This is a genomic window from Streptomyces sennicomposti (genome assembly GCF_019890635.1).
Lineage (GTDB): Bacteria > Actinomycetota > Actinomycetes > Streptomycetales > Streptomycetaceae > Streptomyces > Streptomyces sennicomposti.
This window is the reverse complement of the sequence record NZ_JAIOAB010000025.1, coordinates 44,668-66,539: the sequence shown is the minus strand read 5'-3', so window position 1 is coordinate 66,539 and position 21,872 is coordinate 44,668. Positions and strand designations below refer to the sequence as shown.

At 72.1% G+C, this 21,872-nt stretch carries 20 protein-coding genes and 2 tRNA genes; 18 read left to right on the top strand and 4 right to left on the bottom strand.

Going from position 1 to position 21,872, the window contains the following annotated elements:
* Window positions 1-171 precede the first annotated feature (171 nt).
* Window positions 172-585 (bottom strand): SsgA family sporulation/cell division regulator, encoded by a 414-nt coding sequence (locus K7787_RS16405; RefSeq protein WP_223001859.1) that lies wholly within the window; start codon window positions 583-585, stop codon window positions 172-174.
* Window positions 586-776: 191 nt separating this feature from the next.
* On the opposite strand from K7787_RS16405, the gene K7787_RS16400 reads away from it, so the two are divergent.
* From K7787_RS16400 to K7787_RS16385, 4 genes are all read left to right on the top strand, one after another.
* On the top strand, window positions 777-1,250 hold the full coding sequence (locus K7787_RS16400; RefSeq protein ID WP_169438060.1) for a TIGR02611 family protein: 474 nt from the start codon (window positions 777-779) through the stop codon (window positions 1,248-1,250).
* A gap of 94 nt (window positions 1,251-1,344) precedes the next feature.
* Window positions 1,345-1,416 (top strand) — tRNA-Val (locus tag K7787_RS16395).
* A gap of 487 nt (window positions 1,417-1,903) precedes the next feature.
* The gene (locus K7787_RS16390) at window positions 1,904-2,350 is read left to right on the top strand and encodes an SRPBCC family protein (RefSeq protein ID WP_223001858.1); all 447 of its coding nucleotides are present in this window, start codon (window positions 1,904-1,906) and stop codon (window positions 2,348-2,350) included.
* A 39-nt stretch (window positions 2,351-2,389) separates the two neighbouring features.
* A tRNA-Val gene (locus K7787_RS16385) sits at window positions 2,390-2,464 on the top strand.
* 134 nt (window positions 2,465-2,598) lie between these two features.
* On the opposite strand, the gene K7787_RS16380 is transcribed toward K7787_RS16385, so the two are convergent.
* Window positions 2,599-3,327 (bottom strand): 3'-5' exonuclease, encoded by a 729-nt coding sequence (locus K7787_RS16380; RefSeq protein ID WP_009187641.1) that lies wholly within the window; start codon window positions 3,325-3,327, stop codon window positions 2,599-2,601.
* A gap of 191 nt (window positions 3,328-3,518) precedes the next feature.
* Between K7787_RS16380 and K7787_RS16375 the strand changes: the two genes are divergently transcribed.
* The 4 genes from K7787_RS16375 to K7787_RS16360 all read left to right on the top strand — a co-directional run bounded on the left by K7787_RS16375 (window position 3,519) and on the right by K7787_RS16360 (window position 8,169).
* Window positions 3,519-4,085, top strand: coding sequence for a DUF4365 domain-containing protein (locus K7787_RS16375; protein ID WP_009187640.1), 567 nt, complete (start codon window positions 3,519-3,521; stop codon window positions 4,083-4,085).
* Complete coding sequence (locus K7787_RS16370; RefSeq protein WP_223001857.1) at window positions 4,082-5,386, top strand: hypothetical protein; 1,305 nt, start codon at window positions 4,082-4,084, stop codon at window positions 5,384-5,386. Before K7787_RS16375 ends, K7787_RS16370 begins: the two co-directional genes overlap by 4 nt.
* Before the next feature lie 101 nt (window positions 5,387-5,487).
* The gene (gene thrS / locus K7787_RS16365; RefSeq protein ID WP_009187638.1) at window positions 5,488-7,467 is read left to right on the top strand and encodes a threonine--tRNA ligase; all 1,980 of its coding nucleotides are present in this window, start codon (window positions 5,488-5,490) and stop codon (window positions 7,465-7,467) included.
* A gap of 141 nt (window positions 7,468-7,608) precedes the next feature.
* Window positions 7,609-8,169 carry an HIT family protein gene (locus K7787_RS16360; protein WP_223001856.1) on the top strand — a complete coding sequence of 187 codons (561 nt, stop codon included), beginning with the start codon at window positions 7,609-7,611 and terminating at the stop codon, window positions 8,167-8,169.
* A 32-nt stretch (window positions 8,170-8,201) separates the two neighbouring features.
* Here K7787_RS16360 and K7787_RS16355 read toward each other — a convergent pair whose 3' ends face one another.
* Together K7787_RS16355 and K7787_RS16350 are read right to left on the bottom strand one after the other, a co-directional pair.
* A complete protein-coding gene (locus K7787_RS16355; protein WP_223001854.1) occupies window positions 8,202-9,857 on the bottom strand; it encodes an AbeC-like domain-containing protein in 1,656 nt (551 codons plus the stop codon).
* Window positions 9,858-10,050: 193 nt separating this feature from the next.
* Complete coding sequence (locus tag K7787_RS16350; RefSeq protein ID WP_223001853.1) at window positions 10,051-12,249, bottom strand: elongation factor G-like protein EF-G2; 2,199 nt, start codon at window positions 12,247-12,249, stop codon at window positions 10,051-10,053.
* A gap of 321 nt (window positions 12,250-12,570) precedes the next feature.
* Between K7787_RS16350 and pgsA the strand changes: the two genes are divergently transcribed.
* From pgsA to ruvB, 10 genes are all read left to right on the top strand, one after another.
* Entirely contained in the window at window positions 12,571-13,245 is a 675-nt protein-coding gene (gene pgsA / locus K7787_RS16345; protein WP_009187634.1) for a phosphatidylinositol phosphate synthase, read from the top strand.
* Window positions 13,242-14,150: a phosphatidylinositol mannoside acyltransferase gene (locus K7787_RS16340; RefSeq protein ID WP_164389973.1), complete on the top strand. Its 909-nt coding sequence runs from the start codon at window positions 13,242-13,244 to the stop codon at window positions 14,148-14,150. Before pgsA ends, K7787_RS16340 begins: the two co-directional genes overlap by 4 nt.
* Entirely contained in the window at window positions 14,147-15,310 is a 1,164-nt protein-coding gene (locus K7787_RS16335; RefSeq protein WP_169438069.1) for a glycosyltransferase family 4 protein, read from the top strand. Before K7787_RS16340 ends, K7787_RS16335 begins: the two co-directional genes overlap by 4 nt.
* 355 nt (window positions 15,311-15,665) lie before the next feature.
* Window positions 15,666-16,208, top strand: a complete 543-nt coding sequence (locus K7787_RS16330; RefSeq protein ID WP_223001852.1) for a LemA family protein — start codon at window positions 15,666-15,668, stop codon at window positions 16,206-16,208.
* Window positions 16,209-16,524: 316 nt separating this feature from the next.
* A complete protein-coding gene (pdxS, locus tag K7787_RS16325; RefSeq protein ID WP_199293766.1) occupies window positions 16,525-17,478 on the top strand; it encodes a pyridoxal 5'-phosphate synthase lyase subunit PdxS in 954 nt (317 codons plus the stop codon).
* A gap of 7 nt (window positions 17,479-17,485) precedes the next feature.
* Entirely contained in the window at window positions 17,486-18,097 is a 612-nt protein-coding gene (gene pdxT, locus K7787_RS16320) for a pyridoxal 5'-phosphate synthase glutaminase subunit PdxT (protein WP_223001851.1), read from the top strand.
* A 79-nt stretch (window positions 18,098-18,176) separates the two neighbouring features.
* Window positions 18,177-18,929 carry a YebC/PmpR family DNA-binding transcriptional regulator gene (locus K7787_RS16315; protein ID WP_009187628.1) on the top strand — a complete coding sequence of 251 codons (753 nt, stop codon included), beginning with the start codon at window positions 18,177-18,179 and terminating at the stop codon, window positions 18,927-18,929.
* Window positions 18,930-19,043: 114 nt separating this feature from the next.
* Window positions 19,044-19,592 (top strand): crossover junction endodeoxyribonuclease RuvC, encoded by a 549-nt coding sequence (gene ruvC / locus K7787_RS16310; protein ID WP_223001850.1) that lies wholly within the window; start codon window positions 19,044-19,046, stop codon window positions 19,590-19,592.
* Complete coding sequence (gene ruvA, locus K7787_RS16305) at window positions 19,589-20,194, top strand: Holliday junction branch migration protein RuvA (RefSeq protein WP_223001849.1); 606 nt, start codon at window positions 19,589-19,591, stop codon at window positions 20,192-20,194. Before ruvC ends, ruvA begins: the two co-directional genes overlap by 4 nt.
* Before the next feature lie 452 nt (window positions 20,195-20,646).
* Window positions 20,647-21,717 (top strand): Holliday junction branch migration DNA helicase RuvB, encoded by a 1,071-nt coding sequence (ruvB, locus tag K7787_RS16300; RefSeq protein WP_009187625.1) that lies wholly within the window; start codon window positions 20,647-20,649, stop codon window positions 21,715-21,717.
* The last annotated feature ends 155 nt before the right edge of the window (window positions 21,718-21,872 follow it).

Genomic DNA, 21,872 nt, shown 5'->3' with positions numbered 1-21,872 from the left:
GCCGCCCCCGAGGCGGCCGGTGGTCACCGTGCGTCACCGTGGCCGGTGGCGTGCGCGGGCGCACCGGCACCGGCCCCCCGCGGGGAACCGGCACCGGTGCTTCCTGTGCGGTTGTCCGGCCCGAGCCGTCTCCCCGAGTGGACGGCGACGGGCAGCTCGAAGGGCCTCTCGCTAACTCTCCGCGAGGATGTGCGAGAGCTCCTGATCGAGATCGAAGTGCCGGTGTTCCGTGCCGGGAGGCACGGCGGCGTCCGTTCGCTTCAGGAAGGACTCCAGGGCCCGCGCCGGGGCCTCGAGCAGTGCCTCGCCCTCCGGAGAGCTCAGGGCGATGCACACGACCCCCTGACCATGGCTGCGCGACGGCCAGACACGGACGTCGCCGGTACCAGTGGGACGGTGAAGCCCCTCGGCGAGGAGGTCGCGGGCGAACACCCACTCGACGGCTTCCTCGGCTCCGGTGTGGAAGGTGGCGTGCACGGCGTAGGGGTCGGCCGTGTCGTACCGCAGGCCTGCGGGGACAGGCAGGGAGGACTCGCTCGACACAACGAGGCGCAGGTGCAGCTCGCAGCTGACCGTGGTGTTCATAAGCGCCAGGGCCTTTCGCTCAGTGTGCGCTCGGGGATTCGCACGTCGGCGAAATCGACATGCCACCTACGGTGCCGTTGTAAACCCCTCTGAGTGTTTTGCCTGGCTTTACGTAACTCTTCCGGCCGAGAACCGGTTCGGGCGGTACGGCCATTCCGGTGACCGGTTTCTCTCCGGTAGGGTTTCGGCGTATGAATACGGGGAGTGACCAGCCGGGCCGGGTTGCCGTGGCGTCGGACGGAGCGACGATGGAGGGAAACGGGAAAGAGACGGACGAGGGGCGCGACCGGCAGGGGCTGGGTTCGCGGGCGCCGGAGTTCGTCCGGTCCCGGCGGGCACTGCACCTGAGCTGGCAGGTCGGCGTCTTCGTCGTCGGTCTCGCGGTCGTCGCCGCCGGTGTGGTCATGCTGCCGCTGCCCGGACCGGGCTGGGTGGTGATCTTCGGCGGCATGGCGATCTGGGCGACCGAGTTCGTCTGGGCGCAGCTCGTCCTGCGCTGGACCAAGCGCAAGGTCACCGAGGCGGCGCAGAAGGCCCTCGACCCCAAGGTCCGCCGGCGCAACATCATCCTGACGGCGACCGGCCTCGTGATCGCCGCGGTGCTGGTCGGGATCTACGTGTGGAAGTTCGGCCTCGTCATGCCCTGGAGCATCCACCGCCAGTGACCGGCCCCCGGACCTGCCCGGCCCGGCTCCGGACCCCGGCCCGGCCCGTGGTCCCGAGCACCGGCTGACATGCGGTAATGTTCTTCCTGTGCCCGGGCGATTAGCTCAGTGGGAGAGCGCTTCGTTCACACCGAAGAGGTCACTGGTTCGAACCCAGTATCGCCCACCCGGGAAACGATGGCCCGTTCGCGATCATGCGGATGGGCCGTCGTCGTCTTTCGCTTCGGCCGCGAGAGGCGAATGCGGTTCGCGGAAGCCGATGTGACGAACCGTTATCCACGACGAGGTCGCCGGAGAACGCGCCAATGGATCAATCGGACCATTGCGCCTTTCGGGAGGAATCGTCCGCCGATCGAGCAGAACAAACAGATCAAGAGGAAGACGGACATTAAGACCTATCGGTCTTTCCGGGGGAAGTCCCGGAGTGGCTTCCGGAGAAAAGCCCCGCAAGCATTTGCCGAAACACCGTCACATTCCTTGCCGGGTACGGCGGCAGGAGAGTGGGGCGAGGGGAATCGGCGGTCCGGCCGGGCGGCGCCGCCGCACGGGCGGCGGCGCTCGCCGCCCAGTGTGGCCCGCCCCACCCCGTACGGCATGAGTACCCGTACTCAGATCCCCGCGCACCCGGCCGCGACCGGGCACACTGGACCGCCATGGACTGGACCCACTACCGCTTTTGCGCCCGGTGGACCCTGAGCGCACCGCCCACCGCCGTGTACGACGCACTGGAACGGGTCGAGGACTACCCGCGCTGGTGGCCCCAGGTGCGGGAGGTCCGGCGCACCGGCGCCGACACCGCCGCCCTGCGGATCCGCTCCCTGCTGCCCTACGACCTGTGCTTCACCGCCCGGGAGACCCGCCGCGACCCCGCGGCCGGCGTCCTGGAGGCCGCGATGACCGGCGACCTCGACGGCTGGGCCCGCTGGACCCTCACCCCGCACGGCGCCGGCACCCTCGCCCGCTACGACCAGGTCGTCGACGTGAACAAGCCACTTCTCAGGCGCCTCGCCGTACCCGGCAGGCCGGTCTTCCGGCTCAACCACCGGCTGATGATGCGCGCCGGACGGCGAGGACTGGCCACTCGTCTCCGAGCGGTTTGAAGGAAGGGCGCCGGGACCTGTATTGTTCAGTGCGTTCCCGGGCGATTAGCTCAGCGGGAGAGCGCTTCGTTCACACCGAAGAGGTCACTGGTTCGATCCCAGTATCGCCCACCATCGCGAGAGCGACGTGTGTCCACCAGCAGTACGGACCACGTCGCTCTCGTCGCGTTCCCCCACGCCGACGCCCGCCGGAAGACCGGGAGCACCGGAGCACCGGGAGCACCGGACACCACGCCGGAACACCCCGCTCAGGCCGCCGCCGGAAGCTCCGGCCGCAGCGGCCACGACGGGTCCACCGTCTCCTCCGTGCCACTGCGCGCGAACCACGCCTGCAGACCACGCGCCTGCGCCGCGTGCCACCCCGCCTGCAACGAGTGCAGCTCGGCCGGCGACAGCCGCTCCAGCCGGGTCGAGAAACGCCGGCCGAGCGCACGCACGACCTCCAGCGCCGCCAGCGCGTCCGCCGCCGCGTCGTGCGCGTCCGCCAGCACCACCTCGTAGTGCGCGCACAGATCGGTCAGCGTGCGCCGCCCCTTGCGATACCGGTCCAGATGCTTGTCCAGCACCCGCGGATCCAGCACCCGCAGCGGCGAACCCTCGAACCAGCGCTCCAGCGACGACGCCCGGTGCCGGCGCAACTCCCGGTCCAGCAACGTCAGATCGAACGGCGCGTTCATCACCACCAGCGGCCGGCCCCGCGCCGCCTGCTCCGCCAACTGCTCGGCTATCTCGTACATCACCGGAGCCGGCCAGCGCCCGGTGCGCTGCAACCGCTCCTCCGTCAGCCCGTGCACCGCCGTCGCTTCCCGCGGCACCGGAACACCCGGGTTCACCAGCCAGCGGGACACCCGCGGCCGCGTACCCGGAGCGTCCTGGACGACGACGGCGGCCGACACGATGCGGTCGGTCTCGACGTCGACGCCCGTGGTCTCGGTGTCGAAGGCGGCCAGCGGCCCCTCGTACCAGCAGCACGTCATGTCGACCACAACTCCTCGCTCACCTCGGGCAGCTGACGCACCGTCTTCCGCCCGTTTGGTGATACCCGGCCCGTTTGCGCCGTACGCCGGAAGGAGACAACAGGCGTACGGGTCTTTGCAGTTCACGGACCCGCTGCGGGGATTCCCCCGACTCACTCTTTCAACTCTTCAGGCCAGAAAGGCTGTCGGCCATGGCGATAGCGCGGCCCGAGCGGGGCGGGCTGCTGCCCGAACCGGCGGGCGCCCTGCGCGGCACACTCGCCACCACCGCCTGCATGGAGACCTTGCAGGTGGGCTATCTGCACGCGGTCGCCGCGGCGGCCGGCTGCTCCCTGTCCCAGCCCTTCCCCGACAACGGCATCGACTGGCACGTCAGCCACAGCGCCCCCGGCCACACCGTCGACGACGAGGTGACCATCAAGGTGCAGCTCAAGTGCACCTACCAGCTGCCGCCCCACCCCCCGGGCCGGCACTTCTCCTTCACCCTGGACAACGCCCACCTGGCGAAACTCGCCCGCACCCCGGTCTCGGTGCACAAGATCCTCGTCGTGATGATCGTGCCCCGCTCCCAGGACCAGTGGCTGCGGGCCGGACACGACCGGCTCGACCTCAGGCACTGCTGCTACTGGGTCAACCTCGCCGGGCACCCGATCACCGGCCGGACCCGCACCACCGTGCGGATACCGACCGCACGCATCTTCGACGACCGCGCCCTGTGCGAGATCATGACGCGGGTCGGGACGGGAGGCAGACCATGACCCACCGCCCCCCGGGCGACCCCGCCCACCGCCCGCTCGGCGACCCGGCCCACGGCACACCGGGCGACCCGGCCCACCGCGCCCACGGCGAACCGCCCCGCCCGGCCCGCCCGCACCCCGTCGACACGCCCTGGCACACCACGCCACCGCCCGCCGACCTCGACCCCGCCGTCCTCGCCGCACTGCTGCGCCGGCACGGCTGGCAGCGGCGCGGCGGCGCCGCCGGCCGCTACGGCCGCTGGTCCCCGCCCGGCCCCGGCGGCGACCGCACCAGCCTGCTCGTGCCCGAGAACCGGGCCTTCCCCGACAGCGACGACCTGCTCGGCGAAGCGCTCGACGCCCTCGCCCGCAGCAACACCCCCGCCGCCCGCGAGATCCTCGTCGCCCTCACCCTCCCCAGCGACGAGATCCACTGGTGGCGCGACGTGCCCGGCGGACCGGCAGGCCCCGGCGCCGCCCCCTGGACCGTCCAGGAACGGCTGCGCTCGGCCGCCCGGCAGACCCTGCTCGCCGCCGCGCTCGCCACCCGCGCCCGGGCCGGCTACCACGGCGCCCGCCACCGGCGTTCGGCCGCCGCCGCCCTCGAACACGTCCTCGTCGGCTCCGCCACCGACGGCGGCGGCCTCACCGCCTTCGTCCCCGTCGCTCCCGGCCGCCCGCTCGCCGTCCGCCTCCACCAGTCCCTCTACGCCGTCCGCGAGGCCGTCGACTACCGCCGGGCCACCGGCTCGATGGACGCCTTCGACGGCGCCGTCCGGGCCGGCGCCAGCCGGGAACTCACCGAGGCCCTGGTCGCCCTGGTGCGCGGCACCGAGGGCGCCCGGATCGCCGTCGACTGGGCGCCCGCCGCCGGCGTCCCCGCCGACTGCGCCGCCGGGGCCGTCGAGTTCTCGCCCGGCGACCTGCCCGTGCTGCGCGAGGCCGGCGCCCGCTATCTGCGCGCCGAGCCGTCCGTGCCCGCCCGGATCACCGGCGCCGTGGTCCGCATGCGCAGGCCGCAGCCGCACGGCGAGGGCACGGTACGGCTGCGGGTGATCTCCGGCGCCGAGGTGCCGTACATCCGCGTCGCCCTGGACGAGGAGGACTACCGCACCGCCGGGCACGCCCATCTCGTCGGCCTGCCGGTACGGGTGCTCGGCCGGCTGGAGAGCCGCGGCGGCTTCCGTCGGCTCACCGGAGCCTGCGAGGTCGCGCCCGTGCCGGTGGACGACGAGGAACGCGACCGGCTGATGAAGTGGCTGCGGGAGGACCCGGGCGGCGGCCCGGACCTGTTCGGCGGGACGTGCCCGGCCGAGGACTGACGGTGACCGTTTCGCGATCGGCGGGCCCGGGTCGGTACGATTCCCGTCATGCGCGCGCTCACGGTATGGCGCCGCACCCCACCTGCAGTCAGGAGAGACCGGTGTCAGACGTCCGTGTGATCATCCAACGCGATTCCGAGCGGGAAGAGCGCACGGTGACGACGGGCACCACGGCCGCCGACCTCTTCGCCGGGGAGCGCACCGTCGTCGCCGCCCGTGTCGGCGGAGAGTTGAAGGACCTGGCGTACGAGGTGAAGGACGGCGAGACCGTCGAGGGCGTCGAGATCTCCTCCGAGGACGGCCTGAACATCCTGCGCCACTCCACCGCGCACGTCATGGCGCAGGCCGTGCAGGAGATCTTCCCCGAGGCCAAGCTGGGCATCGGCCCGCCCATCCGGGACGGCTTCTACTACGACTTCGACGTCAAGGAGCCCTTCACCCCCGAGGACCTCAAGCGCATCGAGAAGAGGATGCAAGAGATCCAGAAGCGCGGGCAGAAGTTCTCCCGCCGCGTGACCACCGACGACGACGCCCGCGTGGAGTTGGCCGACGAGCCCTACAAGCTGGAGCTGATCGGCCTCAAGGGCAACGCCGCGCAGGCCGCCGACGGCGCCGACGCCGAGGTGGGCAGCGGCGAGCTGACCATCTACGACAATCTCGACGCCAAGACCGGCGACCTGTGCTGGAAGGACCTGTGCCGCGGTCCGCACCTGCCGACCACCCGGAACATCCCCGCCTTCAAGCTGATGCGCTCGGCCGCCGCCTACTGGCGCGGCAGCGAGAAGAACCCGCAGCTCCAGCGCATCTACGGCACCGCCTGGCCGTCCAAGGACGAACTGAAGCAGTACCTCGACTTCCTCGCCGAGGCCGAGAAGCGCGACCACCGCAAGCTCGGCGCCGAGCTGGACCTGTTCTCCTTCCCGGACGAGCTGGGCCCCGGCCTCGCGGTGTTCCACCCCAAGGGCGGTGTCGTCCGCAAGGTCATGGAGGACTACTCGCGCCGCCGGCACGAGGTCTCCGGCTACGAGTTCGTGAACACCCCGCACATCTCGAAGGAGCACCTCTTCGAGATCTCCGGGCACCTGCCGCACTACGCGGAGGGCATGTTCCCGCCCATCCAGTTCGACGAGCAGAACTACCGCCTCAAGGCGATGAACTGCCCGATGCACAACCTGATCTTCAAGTCCCGGGGCCGCTCGTACCGCGAGCTGCCGCTGAGGCTCTTCGAGTTCGGGACCGTATACCGGTACGAGAAGTCGGGCGTCGTGCACGGCCTGACCCGCTCGCGCGGCTTCACCCAGGACGACTCGCACATCTACTGCACCAAGGAGCAGATGCCCCAGGAGCTGGACACGCTCCTGACCTTCGTCCTGGACCTGCTGCGCGACTACGGCCTGACCGAGTTCGAGCTGGAGCTGTCCACCCGTGACGACTCCGACAAGTTCATCGGCTCGGACGAGGACTGGGCGGAGGCCACCGAGGCGCTCCGCCAGGCCGCCGAGAAGCAGAACCTGCCCCTGGTCCCGGACCCGGGCGGCGCCGCCTACTACGGCCCGAAGATCTCCGTCCAGGTGCGCGACGCCATCGGCCGGTCCTGGCAGATGTCGACCATCCAGGTCGATTTCAACCAGCCCAAGCGCTTCAACCTGGAGTACACGGCGGCCGACGGCTCCCGCCGGCAGCCCGTCATGATCCACCGAGCGCTGTTCGGCTCCATCGAACGGTTCTTCGGCGTCCTGCTGGAGCACTACGCGGGTGCCTTCCCGGCGTGGCTGGCTCCGGTGCAGGCGGTCGGCATCCCGGTGGGTGACGCACACGTCGGCTACCTGGAGAAGTTCGCGCTGGAGGCCAAGTCGAAGGGCCTGCGGGTCGAGGTCGACGCGTCCTCCGACCGGATGCAGAAGAAGATCAGGAACGCCCAGAAGCAGAAGGTGCCGTTCATGATCATTGTTGGCGACGACGACATGAACGCGGGCACGGTGTCGTTCCGTTACCGCGACGGCTCGCAGGAGAACGGCATTCCGCGTGACCAGGCACTGGCCAAGCTCGTTGACGTGGTGGAGCGTCGCGCGCAGGTGTGAGGTGGTCCCTGCGTAAGCGGGGGTGGTCCGAGCTTGCCCTTGGTGGCTTGGGGCGCGTAGACGTGCTCCCCGCCTCTGCGGGGTTCCAGGCCCCCAGGGTGATCCCTGGGGGCCTTTCCCTGCCCCCCACCCCGAAGCCATATGCTGACTGGCATGACGAGTGAGCCGGAGCAGCAGATCGGAGTGGGGACGCAGGACGCGTTCCAGCGCCTGTGGACGCCCCACCGGATGGCCTACATCCAGGGCGAGAACAAGCCGACCGGCCCAGGGTCCGGCGACGGCTGCCCGTTCTGCTCCATCCCGGCCAAGTCCGACGAGGACGGCCTGGTCGTACGGCGCGGTGAGCACGTGTACGCGGTGCTCAACCTCTACCCCTACAACGGCGGCCACCTGATGACCGTCCCCTACCGGCACGTCGCCGACTACACCGACCTCACCGCGGCGGAGACCGCCGAGCTGGCGGAGCTGACCAAGCAGGCGATGCGGGCGCTGCGCGCCGCCTCCGGCGCGCACGGCTTCAACATCGGCATGAACCAGGGCTCCGTCGCCGGCGCCGGCATCGCCGCGCACCTGCACCAGCACATCGTTCCCCGCTGGGGCGGCGACACCAACTTCATGCCGGTGGTCGGCCACACCAGGGTGCTGCCCCAACTCCTCGCCGACACCCGCAAGATGTTGGCCGAGGCCTGGCCGGCGGCGTAGCCGCGGATCCCACGCGTCGTACAGGTTGGCTGCTACGCGTCGTACAGGTCGGCCTTCCGCGGGGAGACGTCCTGTACGGCGCCGCTGAGGACCGACGAGCGGCTGCCGAACTTCTCGACGTCCACACCGTTGTCGCGGAGCGTCTTGAGGGCCGCCGCGTGCACCACGCGCAGCACCGGTGTGGCGGCGCGCAGCGCGTCGTCGGCCATGAAGCGGTGCCGCCAGGGCTGGTCGGCCCAGGCGTGGCGCAGGCCGAACGGCTCGGGCAGGGTGAGGCTGCCGCCGAGCCAGTTCAGCAGCGGCGGGTACCAGGTCAGGGGGGCGCGGGCGGCGAGCCGTACGACCTCGTCGGGGTCGATGAGGGGGAGTTTGACCTTGCGGGTCTCCCAGAACCGGAACGCCTTCTGCACCTCCTTCTCCTTGGCCGCGGGTTTCTCGTTGAACAGGGGGTTGACGGGGCCGAGGGCGTGGCCGGTGACCTCGATGCGCAGGGTCTCGTGCAGCACAGTCACGGTGATCATCATGGTGATGACGAGGTGGCCTTCCCACAGGGTCCACTGGACGCCGAGGTAGTGCCGGTCGCCGCTGCCGAACTGCTGTTTGTTGCAGATGTCCTGCACGGCGTGGGTGCGGACGGTGTAGGCGTCCACGTCGGCGCCGGTGGGCCGGGAGACCTCCTTGGCGTTCTCGCCGACGGGCGTCACGATCCAGTGGGTGATGGTGGGCTTGGTGAAGCCGCCGGTGTTGATGGGGGTGCGTTCCAGCATGCCGAGGCCGCCCTGGATGGCGGTGATCACGTCCCAGCTGCGGAAGGGGTGGAAGTCCTTGCCCGGTTCGGCGGAGACGAGGTCCTCGGCGAGCTGCCAGCTGCCCCAGCGGGTGCCCATGCCGAGGATGCCCTTGGGGCCGGCGTAGAAGACGGAGTTGGAGCGCTGTTCGGCGCCGAGGCGGGCGAGTTCCTTGCGGACCTGTTCGGCGGCGTCGCCGGGGGTGCCGGGTACGGCTTCGGGGATCTTGGCGCCGATGCCACCGCCGGACGCCAGGCTGGCCCAGCGTTCTCTGAGGTCCCGCGCGGTGCGCTCGCAGATCCGCTTGGCCCAGAACCAGCCGATGACCGGCATGACGACGGCGGCGCGGCCGTACCAGGCCCAGAAGCCGTGGAAGGGCATCTTGATCAGGAAGAGCAGGGCGAGCGCGCCCATGGCGAGCAGCAGGGCGGTGCCCAGGGCGCCGGCGCGTTTGTCCTCGCGGCGGCTCACGTTGACGCGCAGCGTGAACACCAGCAGCCAGAGCGCGAATCCGGGCAGGAAGAGGACGCCGCACAGCACGGTGACGGCGCTGAGCCAGTTGTCGCGTTCGCGGCGGATACGGTGGGCCGCGAGGCAGTGTTCGACCACCACCTGGGGTTCGATGCCGAAGGACTGGATGAGCGGTTTGCGTCCGGCGCCCAGGGTGCGGTCGATGACCGCGCGGGAGAACGCCTCGCCGAACATGGGGCGGAAGATCTTCGCCCAGGGGCGGGGAGGCTTGACGGTGGACTGGTGCCACTCGTTGTCCGCGTCCTTGATCCTGATGAGTTCGTCGTCCCGGTAGGCGGCGGAGGCGAGCGCGTAGGTCGCCGCCGTCTGGCCCGCCGAGCCCGAGAGGGGCACCTGCGCCCCGGGACTGAAATCAAATCCGTCCGTCACTGCCGCCCCCACTGCCGCCGCGTCTGCTTCTGCGGCCTTCCCGACTTCCTTGCCCCGCACACCTGTTGATCAGGTCATCAGCGTATCCGGCCCGGTGCGCGCGCGGAGGTGGACGGCCGAAGCCGTCCACCTTTTCGGAGCGAAGCGTTCCGTACTCGTGCCGGGCCGCCGGGTTGTGCGCCGGGCGCGCCGGCTAGGAGGCTTCGCGCTCCTGCCGGCGGATCCGTTCGGCGACCTGCGGCGGCATCGGTTCGTGCCGGGCGTAGCGGCGGTCGAAGCGGGCGGTGCCGTGGGAGAGGGAGCGCAGGTCGACGGCGTAGCGGCCGATCTCGATCTCGGGGACCTCGGCGCGTACGAGGGTGCGTCCGCCGCTGATCTGCTCGGTGCCGAGGACGCGGCCGCGGCGGCCGGACAGGTCGCTCATGACGGCGCCGACGTAGTCGTCGGCGACCAGGACGCCGACCTCGGCGACGGGTTCGAGCAGGTGGATCTTCGCGTCGGCCGCGGCTTCGCGCAGGGCGAGCGCGCCGGCGGTCTGGAAGGCGGCGTCGGAGGAGTCCACCGAGTGGGCCTTGCCGTCCAGGAGCGTGACGCGTACGTCGATCAGCGGGTGGCCGGCGGCGACGCCCTTGGCGGCCTGGGCGCGGACGCCCTTCTCCACCGAGGGGATGAACTGGCGGGGGACCGCGCCGCCGACGACCTTGTCGACGAACTCGATGCCGGAGCCGCCGGGCAGCGGTTCGACCTCGATCTCGCAGATGGCGTACTGGCCGTGGCCGCCGGACTGCTTGACGTGCCGGCCGCGTCCGGTGGACCGGTCGGCGAAGGTCTCCCGCAGGGAGACGCGGTGCGGAACGACGTCGACCTGGACGCCGTAGCGGCTGCGCAGCCGTTCCAGGGCGACGTCGGCGTGCGCCTCGCCCAGGCACCACAGGACGACCTGGTGGGTGTCCTGGTTCTGTTCCAGACGCATGGTGGGGTCCTCTGCGACGAGCCGTGCGAGTCCCTGGGAGAGTTTGTCCTCGTCGGCCTTGCTGTGCGCCTGGATGGCGACCGGCAGCAGCGGGTCGGGCATCTGCCAGGGTTCCATCAGCAGCGGGTCGCCCTTGGCCGAGAGGGTGTCGCCGGTCTCGGCGCCGGTCAGCTTGGCCACCGAGACGAGGTCGCCGGCGACGGCGTGCGGCACCGGGTGCTGCTGTTTGCCGAAGGGCGTCGACAGCGCGCCGATGCGTTCGTCGACGTCGTGGTCCTCGTGGCCCCGGTCGGCGAGTCCGTGCCCGGAGACGTGCACGGTCTCGTCGGGGCGCAGGGTGCCGGAGAAGACGCGGACCAGGGAGACGCGGCCGACGTAGGGGTCGGAGGAGGTCTTGACGACCTCGGCGACCAGCGGGCCGTCCGGGTCGCAGGGTTTGAGCGCGCGGGGCTTGCCGTCGATCGTGGTGACGGCGGGGGCCTGCCGCTCGGGCGGGGTGGGGAAGCCGCGGACGACGAGGTCGAGGAGTTCGACGGTGCCGATGCCCTGTCTGGCGCCCTCGGCGGCGGGGGCGGCGGCCAGGACCGGGAAGAAGGAGCCGCGGGCGACGGCCCGCTCCAGGTCCTTGATCAGGGTGTCGAGGTCGACCTGCTCGCCGCCGAGGTAGCGGTCCATGAGGGTCTCGTCCTCGCTCTCGGCGATGATGCCCTCGATGAGCCGGTTGCGGGCCTCCTCCAGGCCGGGCAGCTGGTCGGCGCCGGGTTCGGACTCCTTGCGCTCGCCGGTCGAGTAGTCGAACAGCTTGCGGGTCAGCAGCCCGACCAGGCCGGTGACGGGGGCGTGCCCGTCGCCTCCCTCGGGGCCGCGCAGTGGCAGGTAGAGCGGCAGGACGGCGTCGGGGTCGTCCGCGCCGAACGCGTCGGCGCACACCCGGGTCATCTCCTCGAAGTCGGCGCGCGCCGATTCCAGGTGGGTGACGACGATGGCGCGGGGCATGCCGACGGCGGCGCACTCCTCCCACACCATGCGGGTGGAGCCGTCCACGCCGTCGGAGGCCGAGACGACGAAGAGGGCCGCGTCCGCCGCGCGCAGACCGGCCCTGAGTTCCCCGACGAAGTCGGCGTAGCCGGGGGTGTCCAGCAGGTTGAGCTTGATGCCCTCCCACTCGACGGGCACCAGGGAGAGCTGTACCGAGCGCTGCTGGCGGTGCTCGATCTCGTCGTAGTCCGAGACGCAGCCGCCGTCCTCGACGCGGCCCGCCCGGTTCACCGCGCCCGCCGTCAGCGCGAGGGCTTCCACCAGTGTCGTCTTGCCCGATCCGGAGTGGCCGACCAGCACCACATTCCGTAGGGACGCGGGTCGGTCGGCCGTCACTGCCCTGCCGGCGGCTCCGGGGTGTGTGTGCGCCTTGTCGCCCATGGTCCTGCCTCCCGTTGACGGTGAGGTCCGTGTGGGCGCGGGCACGCGGCACCGCGTGCACTGGCGGCTCCTGCGACGCCCGCGGTCCTTCGAGCTTTCCACTCCCGTCATGCCGCGTCCATACGAAGGACCCCGTAGGCCTCCGGTCCCGTTCACCGCAGGGCGCTCGCGAGGGGGCCGTGCGCCGCCGGCGCGCGCCTCCCCGGGGTCCGCGAGCGGGCGGGCTGCGGTGCCCGGGCGTCACGCGCCCGCGCGCGTGGCTACGATGGGCCAGCCGGGGCCACCAGGGGCCGTCCGGCCACACCGACCGTCGGGAAGGCCATGCTGAACAAGTACGCGCGTGCATTCTTCACGCGTGTCCTCACACCGTTCGCCGCGTTTCTCATCCGCCGGGGCGTGAGCCCGGACACGGTCACGCTCCTCGGCACCGCCGGGGTGGTCGCGGGCGCGCTGGTCTTCTACCCCCGGGGCGAGTTCTTCTGGGGCACGGTCGTGATCACGCTGTTCGTGTTCTCCGACCTCGTCGACGGGAACATGGCCCGCCAGCTCGGCCGCTCCAGCCGCTGGGGCGCGTTCCTGGACTCCACCCTGGACCGGGTGGCGGACGGCGCGATCTTCGGCGGCTTCGCCCTCTGGTACGCGGGGCGGGGCGACGACAACGTGCTGTGCGCGGTGTCGATCTTCTGCCTGGCCAGCGGGCAGGTGGTGTCCTACACCAAGGCGCGCGGCGAGTCGATCGGTCTGCCGGTCGCCGTCAACGGTCTGGTCGAGCGCGCCGAGCGGCTGGTGATCTCGCTGGTGGCGGCCGGGTTCGCGGGCCTGCACAAGTTCGGCGTGCCGGGCATCCAGTACCTGCTGCCGATCGCCCTGTGGGTGGTGGCCGCCGGCAGCCTCGTGACGCTGATCCAGCGGGTGGTCACGGTCCGCCGCGAGTCCGCGGAGGCCGAGGCGGAGGCCGCCCGGCAGGAGAACCAGGGGAGCGGAGCGGCGAAGTGAAGGCCCAGGAGCGCCTGACCGACGCCCTCTACGGCCTCGGCTGGAGCACCGTGAAGAAGCTCCCCGAACCGGTCGCCGTACGGCTCGGCCGCACCATCGCGGACATCGCCTGGAAGCGGCGCGGCAAGGGCGTCGAGCGGCTGGAGCGCAACTACGCGCGCGTGCTGCCGGGCGCGAGCCCCGAGCGGCTGGCGGAACTGTCCCGCGCGGGCATGCGGTCGTATCTGCGCTACTGGATGGAGTCCTTCCGGCTGCCGGCCTGGAGCCCCGAGCGGATCCGCGGCGGGTTCGCGCCCAAGGACGTCCACCACCTCACCGACGGTCTGGCCGCCGGCCGGGGCGTCGTCCTCGCCCTGCCGCACCTGGCCAACTGGGACCTGGCCGGCGCGTGGGTGACCACCGAGCTGAACACGCCGTTCACCACGGTCGCCGAGCGGCTGAAGCCGGAGACGCTCTACGACCGGTTCGTCGCCTACCGGCAGGGCCTCGGCATGGAGGTCCTGCCGCACAGCGGCGGCTCCGCCTTCGGCACGCTGGCCCGGCGGCTGCGCGACGGCGGCCTGGTCTGCCTGGTCGCCGACCGCGACCTGTCCGCCTCCGGCGTCGAGGTGGACTTCTTCGGCGCGGCCGCCCGGATGCCGGCCGGACCCGCCCTGCTCGCACAGCAGACCGGCGCCCTGCTGCTGCCGGTCACCCTCTGGTACGACGACTCGCCCGTCATGCGGGGCCGCGTCCATCCCCCGATCGAGGTACCGACGGAGGGGACGCGGCGGGAGAAGGCGGCCGCCATGACGCAGGCGCTGGCCGACGCCTTCGCCGCTGGGATCGCCGAGCATCCGGAGGACTGGCACATGCTCCAGCGGCTGTGGCTCGCCGACCTCGACCCGGCGAAGGGACCCGCGTGAGAATCGGGATCGTCTGCCCGTACTCCTGGGACGTGCCCGGCGGCGTCCAGTTCCACATCCGCGACCTCGCCGAGTACTTCCTCCGCCTCGGCCACGAGGTGTCCGTCCTCGCCCCCGCCGACGACGACACCCCGCTGCCGCCGTACGTCGTCTCGGCCGGCCGCGCGGTGCCGGTGCCCTACAACGGCTCGGTGGCCCGGCTGAACTTCGGCTTCCTGTCGGCCGCCCGGGTGCGGCGCTGGCTGCACGAGGGCCGCTTCGACGTCATCCACATCCACGAGCCGACCTCGCCGTCGCTCGGCCTGCTGACCTGCTGGGCGGCGCAGGGCCCGATCGTCGCCACCTTCCACACCTCCAATCCGCGCTCGCGGGCCATGGTCGCCGCGTACGCCATCCTCCAGGCGGCGCTGGAGAAGATCAGCGCCCGGATCGCGGTGAGCGAGTACGCCCGGCGCACCCTCGTCGAGCACCTGGGCGGCGACGCGGTGGTCATCCCCAACGGCGTCGACGTGGACTTCTTCGCCCGGGCCGAGCCGCGACCCGAGTGGCAGGGCGAGACGATCGGCTTCATAGGGCGCATCGACGAGCCCCGCAAGGGCCTGCCGGTGCTGATGCGGGCGCTGCCGAAGATCCTCGCCGCCCGGCCCGGCGCCCGGCTGCTGGTGGCCGGGCGCGGCGACGAGAAGGAGGCCGTCGCCTCGCTCCCCGCGGAGCTGCGTTCCCGCGTCGAGTTCCTCGGCATGATCAGCGACGAGGACAAGGCGCGGTTCCTGCGCAGCGTCGACCTGTACGTCGCGCCCAACACCGGCGGCGAGAGCTTCGGCATCATCCTGGTCGAGGCCATGTCCGCGGGCGCGCCGGTCCTCGCCTCCGACCTCGACGCCTTCGCGCAGGTGCTCGACCAGGGCAAGGCGGGCGAGCTGTTCGCCAACGAGGACGCGGACGCGCTCGCCGAGGCCGCGGTACGGCTCCTCGCCGACCCGGCCCGCCGCGCCGAGCTGCGCGAACGCGGCAGCGCGCACGTCCGCCGCTTCGACTGGTCCACCGTCGGCGCGGACATCCTGTCGGTCTACGAGACGGTGACGGCGGGCGCGGCGGCGGTGGCCACCGACGACCGAGCCACGGGCCTCCGCGCCCGCCTGGGACTGGCCCGCGACTGAGCCCGGCCTCCGGCCGGGGCCGGGTTGTTCCTCCGGCCGGGTGTGGCTGGGGCCGGGGTGTTCCTCTGGCTGGTTGCGGCTGGACCGAGGTGTCCCCTCTGGCCGGGTGGGCCCCGGACCCGGCCGTCTCCCGTGGATGGCCCCTTCTCCGGCGCGCAGCCCTATCACGGTCGGCCCCGGGCACGGTGCGGAATCCGCGGGCGGCCCTGGCCCGGAGCGCAGTCCGCCCGCGGTCGGTCCGGGGGCCGGAGACCCGTGGTCCGGAAGGGAGTCTGCGGACGGCCCGGGGCCGGGGCCCGGAGCGCGGTCCGCCCCCGGGCGGGCCTCCCGTCGGGCACCGGTAGCCTTGCCGCCCGTGACCGCAACGTTCATCTGGATCCTTGTCGCCCTCGTCGCCGTCGGGCTGTACCTGAGCTGGACGGCGGGACGGCTGGACCGGCTGCACGCCCGGATCGACGCCGCCCGCGCCGCGCTCGACGCCCAGCTGCTGCGCCGCGCCTCCGTGGCCCAGGAACTGGCCACCTCCGGAGTGCTCGACCCGGCCGCCTCGATCGTGCTCTACGAGGCCGCGCACGCCGCCCGGCAGTCCGAGGAGGACCAGCGCGAGGTCGCCGAGAGCGAGCTGAGCCAGGCGCTCAGGGCGGTGTTCGCCGAGGCGCAGCAGGTGGAGGCGGTCCGCGAGGCGCCCGGGGGAGAGGAGGCCGCGCGCGAGCTGACGGAGGCCGTGCGCCGGGTCCCGATGGCCCGCCGCTTCCACAACGACGCGGTCGGCGCCGCCCGGCGGCTGCGCGAGCACCGCAAGGTCCGCTGGTTCCGGCTGGCCGGCCACGCTCCCTTCCCGCTGGCCTTCGAGATGGACGACGAGCCGCCGCCCGCGCTGGTGGACCGGGGCGCGTAGCCCGGGGCCCGGCAGAGACGTCGTCCCCGCAAGGGCAGACCGGGACCGGTCCGTGACCGTCCGGGACCACCCGGCGTCGGCCCGGAACCGTCCGGGACAACCTAGCGTCGGCCCGGAACCGTCCGGGACAACCTGGCGTCGGCTCGGGACCGTCCGGGACAACCTGGCGTCGGCCCGGAACCGTCCGGGACCAGCCGGCGTCGGTCCCCGCCGTGCACGCCGCACCCGCGGACCGTACCCGTGGTCCCCCCGAAAAGGATCCACCGCCTCTCCATTGGCCCTTGCCGTGGACTGGTCCACTCGCGTTTCCTCGCTCATGCACCAACCCCCTCTTTTCCCCCGAGTGAGGTCACCCGTGTCCACCACGCTTTCCGACTCCGCCCAGACCCCCGAGACCGGTACCGCCCGGGTGAAGCGCGGCATGGCCGAGCAGCTCAAGGGCGGCGTGATCATGGACGTCGTCACCCCGGAGCAGGCGAAGATCGCCGAGGACGCGGGCGCCGTCGCGGTCATGGCCCTGGAGCGGGTCCCGGCGGACATCCGCAAGGACGGCGGCGTGGCCCGCATGTCCGACCCGGACATGATCGAGGGCATCATCGACGCCGTCTCCATCCCGGTGATGGCCAAGTCCCGCATCGGCCACTTCGTCGAGGCGCAGGTGCTGCAGTCCCTCGGCGTGGACTACATCGACGAGTCCGAGGTCCTCACCCCGGCCGACGAGGTCAACCACTCCGACAAGTGGGCCTTCACCACCCCCTTCGTGTGCGGCGCCACCAACCTCGGCGAGGCCCTGCGCCGCATCGCCGAGGGCGCCGCGATGATCCGCTCCAAGGGCGAGGCCGGCACCGGCAACGTCGTCGAGGCCGTCCGTCACCTGCGCCAGATCAAGAACGAGATCGCCCGGCTGCGCGGCTACGACAACAACGAGCTGTACGCCGCCGCCAAGGAGCTGCGCGCCCCCTACGAGCTGGTCAAGGAGGTCGCCGAGCTGGGCAAGCTCCCGGTGGTGCTGTTCTCCGCCGGCGGTGTGGCCACCCCGGCCGACGCCGCGCTGATGCGCCAGCTCGGCGCCGAGGGCGTCTTCGTCGGCTCCGGCATCTTCAAGTCCGGCGACCCGGCCAAGCGTGCCGCCGCCATCGTCAAGGCGACCACCTTTTACGACGACCCGAAGATCATCGCGGACGCGTCCCGCAACCTCGGCGAGGCCATGGTCGGCATCAACTGCGACACCCTCCCCGAGACCGAGCGCTACGCCAACCGCGGCTGGTAATCACTCCATGAGCAACGAAGCCCCTGTCATCGGCGTCCTGGCCCTCCAGGGCGACGTACGGGAGCACCTCATCGCCCTGGCCGCGGCCGACGCCGTGGCCAGGCCGGTCAGGCGCCCCGAAGAACTCGCCGAGGTCGACGGCCTGGTCCTGCCCGGCGGCGAGTCCACCACCATCTCCAAGCTCGCCGTCCTGTTCGGCGTGATGGAACCCCTCCGCGCGCGCGTGCGCGCCGGCATGCCCGTGTACGGCACCTGCGCCGGCATGATCATGCTCGCTGACAAGATCCTCGACCCGCGTTCGGGCCAGGAGACCGTCGGCGGCATCGACATGATCGTGCGCCGCAACGCCTTCGGCCGGCAGAACGAGTCCTTCGAGGCCGCCGTGGACGTCAGGGGCGTCGCGGGCGACCCCGTGGAGGGCGTCTTCATCCGCGCCCCCTGGGTCGAGTCGGTCGGCGCCGGCGCCGAGGTGCTCGCCGAGCACGACGGCCACATCGTCGCGGTGCGCCAGGGCGACGCGCTGGCCACGTCGTTCCACCCGGAGCTGACCGGCGACCACCGGGTGCACGCCCTGTTCGTCGACATGGTGCGCGCGAAGCGGGCCGCGGAGTCCTTGTAGGATCTCCGGGGGTACCTCCCGGCTGCTTCCGGCCCGGGGGCGTTCGTACAGGATGGGTTTACGCGAAGGAGACAGGCAGATGTCCGGCCACTCTAAATGGGCCACGACGAAGCACAAGAAGGCCGTCATCGACGCCAAGCGTGGCAAGCTCTTCGCGAAGCTGATCAAGAACATCGAGGTCGCCGCGCGGATGGGCGGCGTCGACCTGGACGGCAACCCGACGCTCTACGACGCCGTGCAGAAGGCCAAGAAGCAGTCGGTGCCCAACAAGAACATCGACTCGGCCATCAAGCGCGGCGGCGGCCTGGAGGCCGGCGGCGCCGACTACGAGACGATCATGTACGAGGGCTACGGTCCGAACGGCGTCGCGGTGCTCATCGAGTGCCTCACCGACAACCGCAATCGCGCCGCCTCCGACGTCCGCGTCGCCATGACCCGCAACGGCGGCTCGATGGCCGACCCGGGCTCGGTGTCGTACCTGTTCAACCGCAAGGGCGTCGTGATCGTCCCCAAGGGCGAGCTGACCGAGGACGACGTCCTGGCCGCCGTCCTGGACGCGGGTGCCGAGGAGGTCAACGACCTCGGCGAGAACTTCGAGGTGCTCAGCGAGGCCACCGACCTGGTCGCGGTCCGCACCGCCCTCCAGGAGGCCGGGATCGACTACGACTCGGCCGAGGCCAACTTCGTCCCGACCATGCAGGTCGAGCTGGACGAGGAAGGCGCCAAGAAGATCTTCAAGCTGATCGACGCGCTCGAGGACAGCGACGACGTGCAGAACGTCTTCGCCAACTTCGACGTCAGCGACGAGGTCATGGAGAAGGTCGACGCGTAACACCCCGCGCGCACGGCGACCCAGGCGGGCCGGAGGGACACGTCCCCCGGCCCGCCGCCGTTGTCGGTGGCACCCGATAGCCTGCACGAACAGCGGCAGACGGAAGGGACGGGCGTGCGCGTACTGGGGGTGGACCCGGGGCTGACCCGGTGCGGAGTCGGTGTCGTGGAGGGCGTCGCCGGCCGGCCGCTGACCATGATCGGCGTCGGCGTGGTCCGCACGCCCGCGGACGCCGACCTCGGCCACCGCCTGGTCGCCGTCGAGCAGGGCATCGAACAGTGGCTCGACGAGCACCGCCCGGAGTTCGTCGCGGTGGAGCGCGTCTTCAGCCAGCACAACGTGCGCACGGTGATGGGCACCGCCCAGGCCAGTGCCGTCGCCATCCTGTGCGCCTCCCGCCGCGGCATCCCCGTCGCCCTGCACACCCCCAGCGAGGTCAAGGCCGCCGTCACCGGCAGCGGACGCGCGGACAAGGCCCAGGTGGGCGCCATGGTCACCCGGCTGCTGCGGCTGAGCGCGCCCCCGAAGCCCGCCGACGCGGCCGACGCCCTCGCGCTCGCCATCTGCCACATCTGGCGGGCCCCCGCCCAGAACCGGCTCCAGCAGGCCGTCGCCCGGCACACGGCCGGGACTCCGATGACATCGAAAGGCCGTACGGCATGATCGCCTTCGTCAGCGGCGCCGTCGCCGCCCTCGCCCCCGACACCGCGGTGATCGAGGTGGGCGGCGTCGGCATGACCGTCCAGTGCACCCCGAACACGCTGTCGACTCTGCGGATCGGGCAGCCCGCGAAGCTGCACACCTCCCTGGTCGTCCGCGAGGACTCGCTCACCCTGTACGGCTTCGCCGACGACGACGAGCGCCAGGTCTTCGAACTCCTGCAGACCGCCAGCGGCGTCGGCCCCCGCCTCGCCCAGGCCATGCTCGCCGTGCACGCCCCCGACGCCCTGCGCCGCGCGGTCGCCACCGGCGACGAGAAGGCGCTCACCGCGGTGCCCGGCATCGGCAAGAAGGGCGCCCAGAAGCTCCTGCTGGAACTGAAGGACCGGCTCGGCGCACCGGTCGGCGCCCCCGCCGTCGGCGCCCCCGTCACCCAGGGCTGGCGCGACCAGCTGCACGCCGCCCTCATCGGCCTCGGCTACGCCACCCGGGAGGCCGACGAGGCCGTCGCCGCGGTGACCCCGCAGGCCGAGGCGGCCGGCGGCGCGCCCCAGGTCGGACAGCTGCTGAAGGCCGCCCTGCAGACCCTGAACCGAACCCGCTGACAGGCACCGGCCGAGCCCCTTGTCCGGCACCGGCCGAGTCCGCCGACCCCGGCACCGGCCGAGCCCGCCGACCCGGGCGACGGCCGAGTCCGCAGCCTGCGGCCCGCCGGCCGCGACACGGGGCCACGGGAGCGGCTCCCGGCCCGGGCCCTGACCCGGGCCCGGGAGCGGCCTGTGACCTGCGGTCCTGGCCCAGAACCGGTCCCCGGCCCGGGCCCCCTGCTCCGGTGACGGTCCCTGACCTGCGATCCTGACGTGGGACCGGCCCCGACCCCCGCGACCCCAACCCGCGACCCCAGACCCCGACCCCGACCCGCGCCCTCGCCCCCTGACCCCGACATCGGCCCGGCCCGCCGGTCCCTGTACGGGCCTGGTCCCGAACCGGGACCAGCAGGCCCCGCCGACCCCGACCCGAGCCCGCCGACCACCACTCTCCCCGAGGCTGAGCAGACATGAACTGGGACGACACGACCGACACGCCCGCCGGCGAACGGCTGGTGGGCTCTGTCGCCGACGGTGAGGACCAGGCCGTCGAGGCCGCTCTGCGGCCCAAGGACCTGGGCGAGTTCATCGGCCAGGAGAAGGTGCGCGAACAGCTCGACCTCGTGCTGCGCGCCGCCCGCGCGCGCGGCGCCACCGCCGACCACGTGCTGCTCTCCGGCGCGCCCGGCCTCGGCAAGACCACCCTGTCGATGATCATCGCGGCCGAGATGGGCGCCCCCATCCGGATCACCTCGGGCCCCGCCATCCAGCACGCCGGCGACCTCGCCGCCATCCTCTCCTCCCTCCAGGAGGGTGAGGTGCTCTTCCTCGACGAGATCCACCGGATGTCCCGGCCCGCCGAGGAGATGCTCTACATGGCGATGGAGGACTTCCGCGTCGACGTCATCGTCGGCAAGGGGCCGGGAGCCACCGCCATCCCGCTGGAGCTGCCCCCCTTCACCCTGGTCGGCGCCACCACCCGGGCCGGCCTGCTGCCGCCCCCGCTGCGCGACCGGTTCGGCTTCACCGCGCACATGGAGTTCTACGAGCCCGCCGAGCTGGAGCGCGTCGTGCACCGCTCGGCGAGCCTGCTCGACGTCGAGATCGACACCGCGGGCGCCGCCGAGATCGCCGGCCGCTCCCGCGGCACCCCCCGGATCGCCAACCGGCTGCTGCGCCGGGTGCGCGACTACGCGCAGGTCAAGGCGGACGGCGTCATCACCCGTGAGATCGCCGCCGCCGCCCTCGCCGTCTACGAGGTCGACCCGCGCGGCCTGGACCGGCTCGACCGGGCCGTGCTCCAGGCGCTGCTGAAGCTGTTCGGCGGCGGCCCCGTCGGCCTGTCGACGCTCGCGGTGGCGGTGGGGGAGGAACGTGAGACCGTGGAAGAGGTCGCCGAGCCCTTCCTCGTACGGGAGGGCCTGCTCGCCCGCACCCCCCGCGGGCGGGTCGCCACCCCGGCGGCGTGGGCGCATCTCGGACTGACGCCGCCGCGTTCGCAGACCGCGGGAAACGGACAAGGGGACCTGTTCGGGGCGTGATGCGTGCGGCATTGGCCGGACCAGGAACCCAGGTGCCATGCTGAGCGTTGTTCCATGCACGCGGACTCGCTTAGACTCCGCCGATGCCGCCCTTGTCGACGGCACGCACACCCCCAACCATCAGGCCGCTCCCCATCGCGGTCGTGTGAAGGAAG

Coding starts and splice junctions, on each gene's coding strand:
- K7787_RS16405 (WP_223001859.1), bottom strand. CDS start 585: ATGAACACCACGGTCAGCTGCGAGCTGCACCTGCGCCTCGTTGTGTCG.
- K7787_RS16400 (WP_169438060.1), top strand. CDS start 777: ATGAATACGGGGAGTGACCAGCCGGGCCGGGTTGCCGTGGCGTCGGAC.
- K7787_RS16390 (WP_223001858.1), top strand. CDS start 1,904: ATGGACTGGACCCACTACCGCTTTTGCGCCCGGTGGACCCTGAGCGCA.
- K7787_RS16380 (WP_009187641.1), bottom strand. CDS start 3,327: ATGACGTGCTGCTGGTACGAGGGGCCGCTGGCCGCCTTCGACACCGAG.
- K7787_RS16375 (WP_009187640.1), top strand. CDS start 3,519: ATGGCGATAGCGCGGCCCGAGCGGGGCGGGCTGCTGCCCGAACCGGCG.
- K7787_RS16370 (WP_223001857.1), top strand. CDS start 4,082: ATGACCCACCGCCCCCCGGGCGACCCCGCCCACCGCCCGCTCGGCGAC.
- K7787_RS16360 (WP_223001856.1), top strand. CDS start 7,609: ATGCTGACTGGCATGACGAGTGAGCCGGAGCAGCAGATCGGAGTGGGG.
- K7787_RS16350 (WP_223001853.1), bottom strand. CDS start 12,249: ATGGGCGACAAGGCGCACACACACCCCGGAGCCGCCGGCAGGGCAGTG.
- pgsA (WP_009187634.1), top strand. CDS start 12,571: ATGCTGAACAAGTACGCGCGTGCATTCTTCACGCGTGTCCTCACACCG.
- pdxS (WP_199293766.1), top strand. CDS start 16,525: ATGCACCAACCCCCTCTTTTCCCCCGAGTGAGGTCACCCGTGTCCACC.
- pdxT (WP_223001851.1), top strand. CDS start 17,486: ATGAGCAACGAAGCCCCTGTCATCGGCGTCCTGGCCCTCCAGGGCGAC.
- K7787_RS16315 (WP_009187628.1), top strand. CDS start 18,177: ATGTCCGGCCACTCTAAATGGGCCACGACGAAGCACAAGAAGGCCGTC.
- ruvA (WP_223001849.1), top strand. CDS start 19,589: ATGATCGCCTTCGTCAGCGGCGCCGTCGCCGCCCTCGCCCCCGACACC.
- ruvB (WP_009187625.1), top strand. CDS start 20,647: ATGAACTGGGACGACACGACCGACACGCCCGCCGGCGAACGGCTGGTG.